Origin of the sequence: Pseudonocardia halophobica (assembly GCF_050948485.1) — a bacterium.
Taxonomy (GTDB): Bacteria; Actinomycetota; Actinomycetes; order Mycobacteriales; family Pseudonocardiaceae; genus Pseudonocardia; species Pseudonocardia halophobica.
Window position 1 is genome coordinate 2,897,926 of sequence record NZ_CP192046.1, and the last position, 15,270, is coordinate 2,913,195.

Annotated in this window: 15 protein-coding genes; 10 read left to right on the plus strand and 5 right to left on the minus strand. The window is 73.0% G+C overall.

Annotated features, from left to right (window positions below):
* Positions 1-34: 34 nt before the first annotated feature.
* From trpB to ACQP04_RS14005, 4 genes are all read left to right on the plus strand, one after another.
* The gene (gene trpB / locus ACQP04_RS13990; protein ID WP_433508362.1) at positions 35-1,351 is read left to right on the plus strand and encodes a tryptophan synthase subunit beta; all 1,317 of its coding nucleotides are present in this window, start codon (positions 35-37) and stop codon (positions 1,349-1,351) included.
* Positions 1,348-2,154 carry a tryptophan synthase subunit alpha gene (trpA, locus tag ACQP04_RS13995; protein WP_433507468.1) on the plus strand — a complete coding sequence of 269 codons (807 nt, stop codon included), beginning with the start codon at positions 1,348-1,350 and terminating at the stop codon, positions 2,152-2,154. The genes trpB and trpA overlap by 4 nt, the downstream gene beginning before the upstream one ends.
* Positions 2,155-2,248: 94 nt before the next feature.
* Positions 2,249-3,223, plus strand: a complete 975-nt coding sequence (gene lgt / locus ACQP04_RS14000; RefSeq protein WP_433507469.1) for a prolipoprotein diacylglyceryl transferase — start codon at positions 2,249-2,251, stop codon at positions 3,221-3,223.
* Positions 3,220-3,870 carry a DUF2461 domain-containing protein gene (locus ACQP04_RS14005; protein WP_433507470.1) on the plus strand — a complete coding sequence of 217 codons (651 nt, stop codon included), beginning with the start codon at positions 3,220-3,222 and terminating at the stop codon, positions 3,868-3,870. Before lgt ends, ACQP04_RS14005 begins: the two co-directional genes overlap by 4 nt.
* Here ACQP04_RS14005 and ACQP04_RS14010 read toward each other — a convergent pair.
* Positions 3,867-4,211: a VanZ family protein gene (locus tag ACQP04_RS14010; RefSeq protein ID WP_433507471.1), complete on the minus strand. Its 345-nt coding sequence runs from the start codon at positions 4,209-4,211 to the stop codon at positions 3,867-3,869. The genes ACQP04_RS14005 and ACQP04_RS14010 overlap by 4 nt on opposite strands.
* Before the next feature lie 53 nt (positions 4,212-4,264).
* On the opposite strand from ACQP04_RS14010, the gene pyk reads away from it, so the two are divergent.
* The 4 genes from pyk to ACQP04_RS14030 are packed head-to-tail and all read left to right on the plus strand — an operon-like array spanning position 4,265 to position 8,474.
* The gene (gene pyk / locus ACQP04_RS14015; RefSeq protein WP_433507472.1) at positions 4,265-5,686 is read left to right on the plus strand and encodes a pyruvate kinase; all 1,422 of its coding nucleotides are present in this window, start codon (positions 4,265-4,267) and stop codon (positions 5,684-5,686) included.
* A gap of 52 nt (positions 5,687-5,738) precedes the next feature.
* Complete coding sequence (locus ACQP04_RS14020) at positions 5,739-6,614, plus strand: acyl-CoA thioesterase (RefSeq protein WP_081923808.1); 876 nt, start codon at positions 5,739-5,741, stop codon at positions 6,612-6,614.
* A 49-nt stretch (positions 6,615-6,663) separates the two neighbouring features.
* Entirely contained in the window at positions 6,664-7,989 is a 1,326-nt protein-coding gene (locus ACQP04_RS14025; protein ID WP_433507473.1) for an O-acetylhomoserine aminocarboxypropyltransferase/cysteine synthase family protein, read from the plus strand.
* Positions 7,986-8,474 carry a CoA-binding protein gene (locus ACQP04_RS14030; RefSeq protein ID WP_037041383.1) on the plus strand — a complete coding sequence of 163 codons (489 nt, stop codon included), beginning with the start codon at positions 7,986-7,988 and terminating at the stop codon, positions 8,472-8,474. Before ACQP04_RS14025 ends, ACQP04_RS14030 begins: the two co-directional genes overlap by 4 nt.
* A 6-nt stretch (positions 8,475-8,480) precedes the next feature.
* Here the strand turns inward: ACQP04_RS14030 and ACQP04_RS14035 are convergent, their stop codons facing one another.
* Together ACQP04_RS14035 and ACQP04_RS14040 are read right to left on the minus strand one after the other, a co-directional pair.
* Positions 8,481-8,810, minus strand: a complete 330-nt coding sequence (locus tag ACQP04_RS14035; protein WP_433507474.1) for a hypothetical protein — start codon at positions 8,808-8,810, stop codon at positions 8,481-8,483.
* Positions 8,811-8,820: 10 nt separating this feature from the next.
* Positions 8,821-9,966, minus strand: a complete 1,146-nt coding sequence (locus tag ACQP04_RS14040) for a DUF418 domain-containing protein (RefSeq protein ID WP_433507475.1) — start codon at positions 9,964-9,966, stop codon at positions 8,821-8,823.
* A gap of 163 nt (positions 9,967-10,129) precedes the next feature.
* Between ACQP04_RS14040 and ACQP04_RS14045 the strand changes: the two genes are divergently transcribed.
* A complete protein-coding gene (locus ACQP04_RS14045; RefSeq protein ID WP_433507476.1) occupies positions 10,130-11,113 on the plus strand; it encodes a malate dehydrogenase in 984 nt (327 codons plus the stop codon).
* Positions 11,114-11,385: 272 nt separating this feature from the next.
* Positions 11,386-12,471 (plus strand): IS110 family transposase, encoded by a 1,086-nt coding sequence (locus ACQP04_RS14050; protein WP_433507477.1) that lies wholly within the window; start codon positions 11,386-11,388, stop codon positions 12,469-12,471.
* Between the two features lie 88 nt (positions 12,472-12,559).
* Here the strand turns inward: ACQP04_RS14050 and treZ are convergent, their stop codons facing one another.
* Positions 12,560-14,302, minus strand: coding sequence for a malto-oligosyltrehalose trehalohydrolase (treZ, locus tag ACQP04_RS14055; protein ID WP_433507478.1), 1,743 nt, complete (start codon positions 14,300-14,302; stop codon positions 12,560-12,562).
* A 369-nt stretch (positions 14,303-14,671) separates the two neighbouring features.
* Positions 14,672-15,139 carry a MarR family winged helix-turn-helix transcriptional regulator gene (locus ACQP04_RS14060; RefSeq protein WP_433507479.1) on the minus strand — a complete coding sequence of 156 codons (468 nt, stop codon included), beginning with the start codon at positions 15,137-15,139 and terminating at the stop codon, positions 14,672-14,674.
* Positions 15,140-15,270: the final 131 nt, after the last annotated feature.

Sequence of the window (15,270 nt, forward strand, 5' to 3'; positions counted from 1 at the left end):
CCGGGCGAGCAGCCGGGTCACCGCCAGTCAGGGCATCGAGACGCCGTCGGGCCACGAGCCCGACGGGCGCGGCCACTTCGGCCGCTACGGGGGTCGATGGGTCCCCGAGGCCCTGGTCGCGGCGCTCGACGAGCTGGAGACGGCCTACGAGAAGGCCCGCCACGACCCCGAGTTCCTCACCGAGCTGGACCGGCTGCACCGTGACTACACCGGGCGGCCGTCCCCGCTGACGGACGTGCCGAAGCTCTCGCAGCACGCCGGCGGCGCGCGGATCCTGCTCAAGCGCGAGGACCTGAACCACACCGGGTCCCACAAGATCAACAACGTGCTCGGTCAGGCGCTGCTCACCAAGCGGATGGGCAAGAAACGGGTGATCGCCGAGACCGGGGCGGGCCAGCACGGCGTCGCCACGGCCACCGCGTGCGCACTGCTGGACCTCGAGTGCGTGGTCTACATGGGCGAGGTCGACACCCGCCGGCAGGCGCTCAACGTGGCCCGGATGCGGCTGCTCGGCGCCACCGTGATCCCGGTGAAGACCGGCTCGCGCACGCTGAAGGACGCGATCAACGAGGCGCTGCGGGACTGGGTCACCAACGTCGACTCGACGCACTACCTGCTCGGCACGGTCGCCGGCCCGCACCCGTTCCCGCAGATGGTGCGGGACTTCCACCGGGTGATCGGGCTCGAGGCGCGGGCCCAGGTGCTCGAGCGCACCGGCCGGCTGCCCACCGCGGTCGCCGCGTGCGTCGGCGGCGGGTCCAACGCGATCGGGATCTTCCACGCCTTCATCGACGACCCGGGCGTCCGGCTCGTCGGGTTCGAGCCGGGTGGCGACGGCGTCGAGACCGGCCGGCACGGGGCGACCTTGTCCGAGGGGTCGCCGGGGGCGTTGCACGGTGCCTTCTCCTACCTGCTGCAGGACGAGGACGGGCAGACCGCGGAGTCGTACTCGATCTCGGCGGGGCTGGACTACCCGGGCGTCGGGCCGGAGCACGCGCTGCTCAAGGACCTCGGCCGCGCCGAGTACCAGCCGGTGACCGACGCGGAGGCGATGGACGCGTTCGCGCTGCTCTGCCGCACCGAGGGGATCATCCCGGCCATCGAGTCGGCGCACGCCGTGGCCGGTGCGCTGCGGCTGGGCAAGGAGCTGGGGCCCGACGCGGTGATCCTGGTGAACCTCTCCGGCCGCGGCGACAAGGACGTCGACACCGCCGCGAAGTGGTTCGGGATGATCGGGCAGGACGAGAGCGCCGAGGCGGCCGACGGCACGGCCATCGCCGAGGGCCGTACCGAGCAGCCGACCGGCTCCTTCGCGGACGCCGGCAGCGAGACCGAGGGGATCCAGGCGTGAGCGGCCGATCTGTCGCCGACGTGTTCGCGAAGTGCCGCGCCGAGGGCCGCGGCGCCCTGGTCGGCTATCTGCCGGCGGGGTACCCGACGGTCGACGAGGGGGTGGAGCTGCTCGCCGCGATGAGCGAGGGCGGCTGCGACCTGCTCGAGGTCGGCGTGCCGTACTCGGACCCGGTGATGGACGGGCCCACGATCCAGGCCGCCGCGGACACCGCGCTGCGCAACGGGTTCCGGCTGCGGGACGTGTTCAGCACCGTCGAGCGCGTGACGGCCGCGGGCGGCAACTGCGTCGTGATGACCTACTTCAACCCGGTGCTGCGCTACGGGGTGGACCGCTTCGCCGCGGACCTCGCCGCCGCCGGCGGGCTCGGCCTGATCACACCGGACCTGATCCCGGACGAGGCCGACGAGTGGTTCGCCGCCTCGGACAAGTACGGGCTGTCCCGGACCTTCCTGGTGTCGCCGTCGTCGACGGACGAGCGGATCGCCTCGACCACGGCCGCCTCCAGCGGCTTCGTGTACGCGACGTCGATCATGGGCGTGACGGGCGCGCGGGACTCCGTGAACTCGGCCGCCGGCGAGATCGTCGGCCGGACCCGGCCGCACACCTCGCTGCCGATCGGCGTCGGGCTCGGGGTGCGCAACGCCGACCAGGCCGCCGAGATCGCGGGCTTCGCCGACGGCGTCATCGTCGGCTCGGCCTTCGTCTCCGCCGCGGAGAAGGGCGGGCCCGACGCGGTCCGCGACCTGGCCCGGGAGCTCGCCGCCGGCGTCGCGCGGGCGGGGCTGCCGCAGCCGGCCTGAGGCCGCCCGGGGCCGCGCGTCGCGCGCGGTCCCGGAGTGCCGCCGGGGGAGGTGGGGGAGCCGCTCCCCTCCGCCCCCGCGCTACGGTGGCGGCGTGAGCGCCCTCGCGAGCAGCACCGTGCTGGCCTACCTCCCCAGCCCGGACCGCGGCGTCTGGCATCTCGGGCCGATCCCGATCCGGGCGTACGCGCTCTGCATCATCGCCGGGATCGTCGTCGCGATCTGGTGGGGCGAGAGGCGGTTCGTCGCGCGCGGCGGTCCGGCGGGCACCGTCGTCGACGTCGCCGTGTGGGCGGTGCCGTTCGGCCTGATCGGCGGGCGGCTCTACCACGTCGCCACCGACTGGCGGACCTACTTCGGCCCCGGCGGCGACCCGGTCAACGCGCTCAAGATCTGGGAGGGCGGCCTCGGGATCTGGGGGGCGATCGCGCTCGGCGCGGTCGGGGCCTGGATCGGCTGCCGGCGCCGTGGCATCCCGCTGCCCTTCTTCGCCGACGCAGTGGCGCCCGGCATCGTCGTCGCGCAGGCGATCGGCCGGCTGGGCAACTACTTCAACCAGGAGCTCTACGGCGCCCCGACGACGTTGCCCTGGGGCCTGGAGATCTACGAGCGGGTCGACCCGGCGACCGGCGCGTCGGACCCGCTGGGCGGCGTGGCCGTCGACACCGCGAACCCGATCGCGATCGTGCAGCCCACGTTCCTGTACGAGCTCATCTGGAACCTGGCCGTCGCCGCGGTGATCGTGTGGGCGGACCGGCGCTTCCGGCTCGGCCACGGCCGGGTCTTCGCGCTCTACGTCGCCGGCTACACGCTCGGCCGGTTCTTCATCGAGCTCATGCGCACCGACCCAGCCACGCGCGTGTTCGGCGACATCCGGATCAACGTCGTCGTCTCGGCGCTGGTGTTCGTCCTGGCGGTGCTCTACGTGGCCCTGGTCCGCAAGCCGCGCGAGGTGCTGCCACCCGAGATCGCGAACCCCGACGGGGCGCGCGCCGAGGAGACCGACGAGCCGGCCGGGTCCGCCGACGCGAACGTGCCGGAGGGCCGGGCGGGCGACCGGACACCGTGACCACCTCGGCGACGCGCTTCGACGGCTTCGGCGACGGCGCCGTCGAGTTCTACGACGGCCTGCTGGCGGACAACAGCAAGGCGTACTGGACCGACCAGCGTGAGGTCTACGAGGCGCACGTCCGCGCCCCGATGACGGCCCTGCTCGCCGAGCTCGAGGAGGAGTTCGGGCCGGGCAAGATCTTTCGCCCGTACCGGGACGTCCGGTTCGCGAAGGACAAGTCGCCGTACAAGACCCACTGCGGCGGCTTCGCCCCGCCGTACTACGTCCAGGTCGGGCCCGACGGGCTGCTCGCCGCGGCCGGGTACTACGGCATGGCCCCGGACCAGGTCGCGCGCTACCGCACGGCCGTCGACGACGAGCGCCGCGGCGAGGCCCTGCGCGGCATCCTGCAGGCCGCCGAGAAGGCCGGGCTGACGGTCGGCGGGGAGCAGCTGCGCACCCGGCCGAAGGGCACCGACCCGGACCACCCGCGGCTCGACCTGCTGCGGCACAAGGGCCTCATGGTCGGCCGCCGCTGGCCGCCGGACGACGCGCTGCACGAGCGGACCTGCCTCGACCGCGTCCGCCGCACCTGGCGGGCCGCCCGCCCGCTCGCGGAGTGGCTCGCCGACCACGTCGGCCCCAGCGAACAGCCCCGCCGCTAGGGCCGGTCCTGCTGCCGGCGCGCCCGCCGCGCCAGCAGCTCGTGCAGGGCGACCCCGATCGACACGCCCACGCAGTCGACGACCGCGTCGAGCACCTCGGGGCTGCGCCCGATCGGCAGCAGGCCCTGCAGGACCTCGGAGATCCCGGCGTACCCGGCGAGGGCGAGGACCAGTGGGAGCGGCGGGACGCCCGCCCACCGACCGGTGAGCCCCAGCAGGGCGAACACACCCAGATGGACGAGCTTGTCGACGCCGGGCGGGGCCGTGGGCACCCCGGACGCCGGGAGGAACAGCACCAGCAGGCTGACCAGCGCCGCAAGGGCGAAACTCAGCCGTCGCACTGTTCGACTTCCTCCTACCTGATCGTTACAGAGAGCGCGCTACGCTTGACCTCGTGACCCGTCGCACCAAGATCGTCTGCACCATCGGGCCGGCCACCGCCACGCCCGACCGTATCCGGGAGCTGGTCGCTGCCGGCATGGACGTCGCCCGGCTGAACTTCAGCCACGGCACGCGGGACGACCACAAGCGCGTGTACCAGATGGTGCGCGACGCGGCCGACGCCGAGGGCCGCGCCGTCGGCATCCTCGCGGACCTGCAGGGGCCGAAGATCCGGCTCGGCACGTTCGCCGACGGCCCGAGCGAGTGGCAGACCGGCCAGGAGGTGCGGATCACGGTCCAGGACTGCGCCGGCACCCACGACCGCGTCTCCACCACCTACAAGGGGCTCGCCCGGGACGCCCGGGCCGGGGACCGGCTGCTGGTCGACGACGGCAAGGTCGGCCTGCGCGTCATCGAGGTCGAGGGCGACGACGTGGTCTGCCGGGTCACCGAGGGCGGCCCGGTGTCCAACAACAAGGGCATCTCGCTGCCCGGCATGAACGTCACGGTGCCGGCCCTGAGCGAGAAGGACATCGCGGACCTGGAGTTCGCGCTCACGCTGTCGGTCGACGTGATCGCGCTGAGCTTCGTGCGCAGCCCGGCGGACATCGACGGCGTGCACCGGATCATGGAGAAGGTCGGGGTGAAGCTCCCGGTCGTCGCCAAGCTGGAGAAGCCGGAGGCCGTCGACAACCTCGAGGCCATCGTGCTCGCGTTCGACGGCGTGATGGTCGCCCGCGGCGACCTGGGTGTGGAGCTGCCGCTGGAGAACGTGCCGCTGGTGCAGAAGCGCGCGATCCAGATCGCCCGCGAGAACGCCAAGCCGGTCATCGTGGCCACGCAGATGCTGGAATCGATGATCACGAACTCACGCCCGACCCGTGCCGAGGCCTCCGACGTGGCCAACGCGGTGCTCGACGGCGCCGACGCGCTCATGCTCTCCGGCGAGACCGGCGTCGGCCGCTACCCGATCAAGACGGTCCGCACGATGGCCACAATCATCGAGGCCGTCGAGGCGGGCCCGGCCAACGTGCCGCCGCTGAACCACGTCCCGCGGACCAAGCGCGGGGTGCTCTCCTATGCCGCGCGCGACATCGGCGAGCGCCTCTCGGCCCGCGCGCTGGTCGCCTTCTCGCAGTCCGGCGACACCGTGCGCCGGCTCGCCCGGCTGCACACCCGGCTGCCGCTCCTGGCCTTCACCCCGGCCCCCGAGGTGCGCAGTCAGCTCGCGATGACGTGGGGCGTCGAGACCTTCCTGGTCGACACCGTGGACTCCACGGACGCGATGGTCCGTCAGGTCGACCACGCCATGCTCTCGATCGGCCGGTTCCAGCCGGGCGACCTCGTCGTGATCGTCGCGGGCTCGCCGCCCTCGACCGTCGGCTCGACCAACCTCATCCGCGTCCACCGGCTGGGCGAGGAGGACCACGCCTGAGGCCCGGGTGCGGGAGGATCCCGGCGTGACCGAACCTCGCGCCCCCGGGATCATGCTGGACGTCGACGGTGTGCCGCGCGGACAGGGCGTCCTCGACGAGCTGATGCGGCTGCTCGAGCTGGAGCAGCTCGAGGTGGACCTCTTCCGCGGCACCAGCCCGGCGACGTCGCCCGTCCGCGTGTTCGGCGGGCAGGTCGCGGCGCAGGCGCTGGTCGCCGCGGGCCGCACGATCGAGCCGGACCGCGGGGTGCACTCGCTGCACGCCTACTTCATCCGGGGCGGCGACCCGGGCCGGCCGATCGTGTTCCGCACCGAGCGGGTCCGCGACGGCCGCTCGTTCAGCACCCGCCGGGTGCTCGCGATCCAGGGCGGCGAGGCCATCTTCGCGCTGTCGGCGTCGTTCCAGCTCGCGCAGGAGGGGCTGGAACACTCCGTGCCGATGAGCGACGGGGTGCCGACGCCGGACGAGCTGCCCAGCATCGGCGACCGGGTGGTGTCCGGGGCCGGGGCGGCCTGGATCGAGCGGGTGCCGCGCTCGCTGGACATCCGGTTCGTCGACGAGCCGGTGTGGACCGAGGACCGGGTGGCGACCGACGACCCGCTGCGCGCCTGGATGAAGGCCGACGGCCGGCTGCCCGACGACCCGCTGCGACACGTCTGCCTGCTCACCTACATCTCCGACCTCACCCTGCTCGGCTCGGTGGTGGGCCGCCACGACCTGACCAGCACGTCCGTGCAGATGGCGAGCCTCGACCACGCCATGTGGTTCCACCAGCCCTTCCGCGCCGACGAGTGGCTGCTCTACGAGTGCTGGAGCCCTGCCGCATCGGGCGGGCGCGGGCTGGCGCAGGGCCGCTTCTTCACCCGGGACGGCCGGCTGGTGGCCAGCACCATGCAGGAGGGACTGGTCCGCCTCCCGCGGCGGTGACCGGTCGGTCGGGGCGACGGCCGCCGATCCGGCGAGGCAGGATGGGCGTATGAGCGACGACACCGGGGACGGCAGGGAGCGGCGGGATCGCGCCTGGGGCTTCCACACCCGGGCGGTGCACGCCGGGGCGGTGCCGGACTCGGCCGTGGGCGCGCGGGCGGTCCCGATCTACCAGTCGACGAGCTTCGTCTTCGAGGACACCCAGGACGCGGCGAGCCTGTTCGCGCTGCAGAAGTACGGCCTGATCTACAGCCGGATCGGCAACCCGACCGTCTCGGTGCTGGAGGAGCGGCTCGCGAGCCTCGACGGCGGGATCGGCGCCGTGGCCACCGCCAGCGGGCAGGCCGCGGAGTTCCTCACCTTCGCCTGCCTGGCCGGGGCGGGGGACCACGGCGTCGCCGCGTCGGGCCTGTACGGCGGCACGATCACGCAGCTCGACGTCACGCTGCGCCGGTTCGGCGTCGACACGACGTTCGTCCCGGGCGGCGACCCGGCGGACTACGCCGCGGCGATCACGGAGAAGACCAAGTTCGTGTTCACCGAGGTCGTCTCCAACCCCGGCGGCGAGGTGGCGGACCTGGCCGGGCTGGCCGACGTCGCGCACGCGGCGGGCGTGCCGCTGATCGTCGACGCCACGCTGGCCACGCCGTACCTCTGCCGGCCGATCGAGCACGGCGCCGACATCGTGATCCACTCCGCGACCAAGTTCCTGGGCGGACACGGGACCACGCTCGGCGGCGTCGTCGTCGAGTCCGGGCGGTTCGACTGGGGCAACGGCCGGTTCCCGTCGATGACCGAGCCGGTCCCCAGCTACGGCGGGCTCACCTGGTGGGGCAACTTCCAGGAGCTCGGCTTCCTCACCAAGCTGCGCGCCGAGCAGCTGCGGGACGTCGGGCCGACCCTGGCCCCGCACTCGGCGTTCCTGCTGCTCCAGGGCGTGGAGACGCTGCCCCTCCGGATGCGGGCGCACGTCGCGAACGCGCAGCGCGTCGCGGAGTGGCTGCACGCCGACCCCCGGGTGGAGTACGTGCGGTACGCCGGGCTTCCCGACCACCCGCACCACGAGCGGGCGCGCCGGTACCTGCCCGAGGGCCCGGGCGCGGTGTTCAGCTTCGGTGTGAAGGGCGGCCGCGCGGCCGGCGCGCGGTTCATCGAGTCCGTGCGGTTGTGCAGCCACCTGGCCAACGTCGGCGACGCCCGCACGCTCGTGCTGCACCCGGGCTCCACCACCCACCAGCAGCTGACCGCCGGGCAGCTGGAGGCGGCGGGGGTGCCCGAGGACCTGATCCGGATCAGCGTCGGGCTCGAGGACGCGGACGACATCATCTGGGACCTCGACCAGGCGCTGGCCGAGGCCGCGAAGGAGAGCGCATGAGCTGGCAGAACCCGTCGGCGCTGGAACGGCAGCGGATCCTGCGCGACACCCGCACGGTCGCGATGGTGGGCGCCTCGCCCAATCCCGCGCGGGCGTCGAACTTCGTGGCGACCTACCTCCTGTCGAGCACGGACTACGAGGTGTGGTTCGTGAACCCGAACGCCACCGAGATCCTCGGCCGCCCCGTGTACCCGTCGCTGGCGGACTGCCCGGGCGTGCCCGACCTCGTCGACACCTTCCGCCGCCCCCAGGACCTGCCCGGCGTGCTCGACGAGGTGCTGGCGCTCGGGTCGGACGCGCAGGGCGTGCAGACCTGGTGGCTGCAGTTCGGGCTGTGGGACGAGGACCTGGCGGCGAAGGCCGGAGCCGCGGGCGTGACCGTCGTGATGGACCGGTGCCTGAAGGTGGAGCACGCCCGGTTCGCCGGCGGCCTGCACCTGGCCGGCTTCGACACCGGGGTGATCAGCTCCAGGCGACGGACCTAGCCGCGGTCAGTGGAAGAGCAGGCGGTCCAGGATCAGGGTGACCGCCCGCAGCACCCAGAAGGCCGGCGCGGCGAGGAGGAAGAGCTTCCAGAGCTCGGGCCAGCCGCGCCGGCGGGCCGCGTACCAGGTGGGCCACGCGGCGAGCACGGCGGCGATGAGGATCCAGCCGACCTGGATCAGCAGGCCCGTGGTCCCGCCGGTCCCGCCGAACACGACCTGCAGGGCGAAGGCGACCACGCCCCAGCCGAGCGCACCGAAGAGGGCCCGGTGGTAGGGGACGTCCGCCACCGGCGCCGGCTCGCTCGCCTGCGTCGCCCTGCTGTCCCGCTTCGCCACGGGGCCGACCCTATCCCGCCTGGTCAGCGCCCGGACGTGCAGGTCGGGCCCCGTACGTGAGCCGCCGCAGCAGGACCTCGGCGGGTCCGCGGCGGCCCGCCCGGTCCAGCAGGGTCGCGGCCAGCACGGACGCCACCCAGGTCGCGACGGCGAGCAGCGCGGCGCCGGCCGCGCCGATCCGCGCACCCCACCCCAGCGTCCACGCCGGCAGCAGCGCGCAGAACACCACGGACTGGGCGAGGTAGAAGGTCAACGAGCAGCGGCCCGTCGCGACCAGGGCCCGCCCGACGGGACCGACGGCGCGGGTGGCGAGCAGGCCGAACAGGGCGGCGTACCCGACGCCGCCGGCGAGCCCGCCCACCGCGTGCAGCAGGCCGAGCAGGGCCGACAGCCCCACCGACGGCCGCCACCAGCCCGCCGCGGCCACCGCGAGCGGGAGCCCGGCGACCACCGCGACGGTCAGCCCGCCCACGGCCGCCCGGACGAGGGTGCGGCGGTGCCGCTCCGGCTCGTCGAGCAGCCTGCGGCGCGCGGCCAGGGCGCCGACGGCCAGCATCCCGACGGTGAACAGGGCCGCCGACAGCGTGCCGCCGATCCACTCGTTGACGTGCAGGCCCAGCGCCGTGCGCACGTCGGGTGCGGCGACCGAGGGCAGCGTGAGCGCACCCGTCCGCAGCCCGGTGCCCGCACCGAGCAGGACGGTGATCGCCACCCCGACGGCGGCGATCGTCCGCAGCGTGACCTCGGTGCCGCGGACCAGGAACCCGGCCAGCAGAACCAGCAGCAGCCCGTAGGCACCGACGATGTCGCCGGGGAACAGCAGGATCCCGTGCACGGCGCCGATGACGATCATCCACGCACCTCGGCGGCGCAGCAGGCGGACGGCCGCCCCCTCGTCGTCCCGCCGGCGGGCGAGCTGGACCGCCCCGTAGCCGACGAGCAGGGCGAACAGCGGGTAGGCGCGCCCGTCGACCAGCAGCATCTGCAGGGCGGTGACCACCCCGCCGACGGGCCCCGGCTCGTCCGGGTACCCGCGCACCCCGGGCGCGGCCAGCAGGAACAGGTGCACGTTGGCCAGCGCGATCAGCAGCAGCATCGCGCCCCGGGCGAGGTCGGGGGCGACCGCCCGGGCGGACAGCGGCAGGGGAGCGGTCACGCCCGGATCATCCCGCGGCGTCCGGTCCACCGGCCACCGGGGCACACCGGAGGCACGGGGCGCCGTGGGCGGCGGCGCGCGGGTCGGAGGTCACACCGAAGGTGCCGCCACCAGGGTGATCCCCGTCGCGGCGCGCCCGCGGAGGGAGGGCTAGCCTCACGGCGTGTCCACTCCTGTCACCGTCACTGTCACCGGAGCCGCTGGCCAGATCGGTTACGCGCTGCTCTTCCGGATCGCCTCCGGGCAGCTCCTGGGGTCCGACACCCCGGTGAAGCTGAACCTGCTGGAGATCCCGCAGGCCGTCAAGGCCGCCGAGGGCACCGCCATGGAGCTGAGCGACGGCGCCTTCCCGCTGCTGGCCGGCGTCGACATCTTCGACGACGCCACCAAGGCCTTCGACGGGACGAACGTCGCCCTGCTCGTCGGCGCCCGCCCGCGCACGAAGGGCATGGAGCGCGGCGACCTGCTCGAGGCCAACGGCGGGATCTTCGCCCCGCAGGGCAAGGCCATCAACGCGGGCGCCGCGGACGACATCAAGGTCCTGGTCGTCGGCAACCCGGCCAACACCAACGCCCTCATCGCGCAGAGCGCCGCGCCGGACGTCCCGGCCGAGCGGTTCACCGCGATGACCCGCCTCGACCACAACCGCGCGCTCGCGCAGCTGTCGGGCAAGCTGGGCGTGCCGGTCTCCGAGATCTCGAAGATGACGATCTGGGGCAACCACTCCGCCACCCAGTACCCGGACCTCTACCACGCCGAGGTCGGCGGCAAGATCGCCGCCGAGCAGGTCGAGGAGTCCTGGCTGCGGGACGAGTTCATCCCGACCGTGGCCAAGCGCGGCGCGGCGATCATCGAGGCCCGCGGCGCGTCGTCCGCGGCGTCGGCGGCCTCCGCGGCGATCGACCACGTGTACACCTGGGTCAACGGCACCCCCGAGGGCGACTGGACCTCGATGGCCGTTCCGTCCGACGGGTCCTACGGCGTGGCCGAGGGCATCATCTCGTCCTTCCCGGTCACCACGAAGAACGGCAGGTACGAGATCGTCCAGGGCCTGGAGATCAACGACTTCTCCCGCGAGAAGATCGACGCCTCCGTGGCCGAGCTGGTCGAGGAGCGCGAGGCCGTCAAGGGCCTGGGTCTGATCTGAGCGGCCTCATCTGACTGTGAGGCTGGCGGTACCGGCCCGGTGATGGTGGGTTGGTGCGCGACGACAGCGGGTGTGGCCCTTCGCCTGACTGGCTCTTCGGGTGCCTTCGAGCGGACTTGCCCACCTGTTGTCGTCGGCGCCGGCCCCGGCCGGAGCAGCTGGCCTGATCAGGAGCTTGACCGCCAGTAGGCGCTGGCGTGTCCCGTCACAGTCTTGCCGGCTCCGAACCGGGACCGGGACCTTCCACGTCCCTCCCGGCAAGGAGAACGCAGATGTCCATGCTGTCAGAGCCGATACAGAAGTCCAGGCTCGCTGACCTGGTCGATGTCGTGATCGGCGTCGACACCCACACCGACACCCACACAGCCGCCGCTGTGACCGCAGCCACTGGAGCGATCCTGGCGACGGTGACGGTGGCTGCGGACGCCGACGGGTACAACGAGCTCGTCGAGTTCGCCGACACCCACGCCGGGCTGCGCGGGTGGGCGATCGAGGGCACCGGCGGCTACGGTGCCGGCCTGGCCCGACACCTCGGTGACCTGGAGGAGCTGGTCATCGAGCTCGACCGTCCCGGACGACCGGCGCGCCGTGGTGGGCGTAAGTCCGACCCGCTCGACGCCGCCCGCGCCGCGCGCGAGGCTCTGTCTCGCACCCGGTTGGCCCAGCCCAAGTCCGGCGACGACCGGGCCGCGCTGCAGAACCTGCTGACCGTGCGCCGCGGCGCGGTCGAGGCCGGCGCGAACGCTCAGCGTCAGCTCCGGGCTCTGGTGGTCACCGCCCCAGAGCTGGTCCGGGACCGGTTCCGCGAACAGAGCATCGTCGTCATGGTCGCCACCGCGGCGAAGCTGCGCCCGCATACCGCCGCCGCCGACGTGCACGTGTTCACCACGATGACCGCGCTCAAAGCCCTCGCCAAGCGCATCCAGTCTCTCGAGGCCGAGGCTGGGGAGCATGAGAAGGCGATCCGGGCGATCGTGCGGTCCTGGCGCCCGGACCTGCTCCCACTACCCGGGGTCGGCCCGATCACCGCCGCGGTCGTGCTCGCCGCCTGGTCACACGCGGGCCGCTGCCGCGACGACGGTGCCTTCGCCATGCTCGCCGGCACCGCACCCATCCCCGCGTCCTCCGGGAAGACCGTGCGCTACCGGCTCAATCGCTCCGGCAATCGCCAGCTCAACCGGGCCATCCACACCATCGCCGTCTCACGGCTGCGCTACGACCCCGACACCCGCGCCTACGCCGCCAGACGCACCGCCGAAGGCAAGACCGATCCCGAGATCCGCCGGTGCCTCAAGCGCTACATCACCCGCCAGCTCTACCGACAGCTCGAACACCCACCGACGACCTCACGGGCTTGACGAACCATAGGAGCGTCCGCCCACAGCCGAACGAACGGCACTTTCGCTCACGTCTACCGAGCGAGAGTGCCGTTCGTGCATTCGGGGGCTACTCGGCGAGCACCGCGATCGCGAAGGACTCGCCGGGCAGCGTGATGTCCGACTGCTCGCTGGCCGTGGGCTCGCTGGCCAGCAGGATCCGGGTGATGGTGGCGCCCAGGTCGAGCGCGACCTCCTCGGGGCCGAGGTTGACCAGCACCCGCAGCCGGCCGCGGTGGATGACGAGCGTGCGGGCCTCGGGGTGGACGTCGACCGCCACCTCGTCGAGCCACGGGTCGGAGAGCTCGGGCCACGCCTTGCGGATGGCGATGAGCTCCTTGTGCATCGCCAGCAGGGTCGCGTGCGGCTCCTGCTCGTGCTCGGTCCAGTCGAGCTTGGAGTCGAGGAAGGTCGACTCGGCGTTGGGGTCGGGGACCTCGACGTCACCCCAGCCGTGCTCGGCGAACTCCGCGGTGCGGCCCTTCCGGACGGCCTCGCGCAGCCCCTCGTCCGGGAAGTAGGAGAAGAACTGCCACGGCGTGCGGGCGCCCCATTCCTCGCCCATGAACAGCATCGGCGTGAACGGCGAGGTGAACAGGATCGCCGCGCCGCAGGCCAGGATGCCGGGGGAGAGCAGCTGGGTGAGCCGGTCGCCGGTGGCCCGGTTGCCGATCTGGTCGTGGTTCTGCAGGTAGGTCACGAACCGGTGCCCCGGGATCCGCGCCGTGTCGACGGGTGCGCCGTGCGTCCGCTTGCGGAAGCTCGACCAGGTGCCCTCGTGCAGGAACCCGCGGGTGAGCACGTGCGCCAGGCCCGCGAGGTCGGCCTCGGCGAAGTCCGAGTAGTAGCCCTGGCCCTCGCCGGTGAGCACGCCGTGCAGGCAGTGGTGGATGTCGTCCGTCCACTGGGCGGTCATGCCGAGCCCGCCGCCCTCGCGCGCGGTGATCATCTTCGGGTCGTTGAGGTCCGACTCCGCGATGAGCGACAGCGGCCGGCCGACGTGCGCCTCGAGCGCCGCCACCTCGACGGCCAGCTGCTCGAGGACGTGCTGGGCACGGGTGTCCCGCAGCGCGTGCACGGCGTCGATCCGCAGCCCGTCGACGTGGAAGTCGCGCAGCCACATCAGGGCGTTGTCGATGGCGAACCGGCGCACCTCGTCCGACCACGGGCCGTCGAGATTGAGCGAGGGGCCCCAGATGTTGCTGCCCGCGAAGTACGGGCCGAACTTGTCGAGGTAGGCACCGGACGGGCCGAGGTGGTTGTAGACGACGTCGAGGACCACCCCGAGCCCGCGGGCGTGCGCGGCGTCGACGAACCGCTTGAAGCCGTCCGGGCCGCCGTAGTTCTCGGTGACGGCGTACCAGCCGACGCCGTCGTACCCCCAGTTCCGGGGCCCGTCGACGGCGTTGACGGGCAACACCTCGACCATGTCGATCCCGAGCGCGACCAGGTGGTCGAGCTTCTCGATCGCGGAGTCGAAGGTGCCCTCGTCGGTGAAGGTGCCGATGTGGCACTCGTAGAGCACGCTGCCGGCCAGCGTGCGGCCGGTCCAGGCCTGGTCGGTCCACCAGAAGGAGTTCTGGTCGTAGCGGCGTGAGGCCGAGTGGACGCCGTTGGGCTGCCACGTCGAGCGCGGATCGGGCAGGGGCGTCGGATCGTCGTCGACGAGGAAGGCGTAGGCAGAGCCCGGGCCGTTGTCCTCGACGTCGGCGCGCCACCAGCCGCCCGTCTCCCGCCGCATCGCGTAGGTCTCGCCGTCCACCAGGACCCGGACCTTGTCCTTCTCCGGCGCCCACACCGCGTAGTCAGCCACGGGGGAATCCTGCCGAATGGGCGGCCGGTGCGCCCGCGGGGGCCACGTGACACGCGGCGCAACGCCCGCGACGGGGCTCCTGACGGGGGCCGACGGCGGTGCGGCCGGTTCCCGCCGCCACCGCACGGCGGGACCCGGGGCTCCGGGGTCGGGACCGCCGGCCGGTCGGGGGGCACGGAGACGGCCGGCGATCCCGGCAACGAGGTTCCGGTGGGATGGGGGGATCGGACCCGGACCTTGTGCGTTGCGTGGTCGAGAGTAGGAACGGCACGCCGTGCCGGAATCGGCCGTTCAGCCGCACTTTTCGGAAGATAATCGCGATGCGGAGAAGTACGGCTGCCGAACCATTCGTACCGGTCCGGCCCGCGATCAGTGGAGGCCGGATTCCTCCAGGTCGGCGGCGATGGCGTGGGTGTCGCGGGCGCGCTCGTCGAGCCGCCGCGACAGGTGCTCGAGAATACGCCCCAGCTCCGCGGTGACGGCGGGATCGGCGGCGCCGATGCCGACGGCCACGTCGCGGTCGAAAATGGCGAACAATCGCGCGGCCAGGTCGTGGCCGCGGTCGGTCAGGACCACGAGCACGCTCCGCCGGTCGCGCGGGTCGGAGCGCCGGACGACGTACCCGGCCAGCTCGAGGCGGTCCAGCTGGGAGGTCACGCTCGCCGGCGTGACGCCCACGCGGCGCGCGAGCGCCGACGGCCTCCGCGGGCCCTCGTGCAGCAGGTGCACCAGGATCGTGGTCTCCGGGACGCCCAGGCCCACGAGCCGGGCCATGGTCTGGCGGTAGGCGTCCGAGGCCGCCAGGACGTTCTTCAGTCGTACTGCGATCTCACTCACCGAACTCCTTGTCACTCGTCCTCCCGCTCGGGATGATCTTTACTTCGATCGCCGAGATATCAGCTGGTCAACGTAAAGACGGTGTGGCGGAGTTCCGGAACGTGAGCTGCATCATGCGCAACACGATGCGG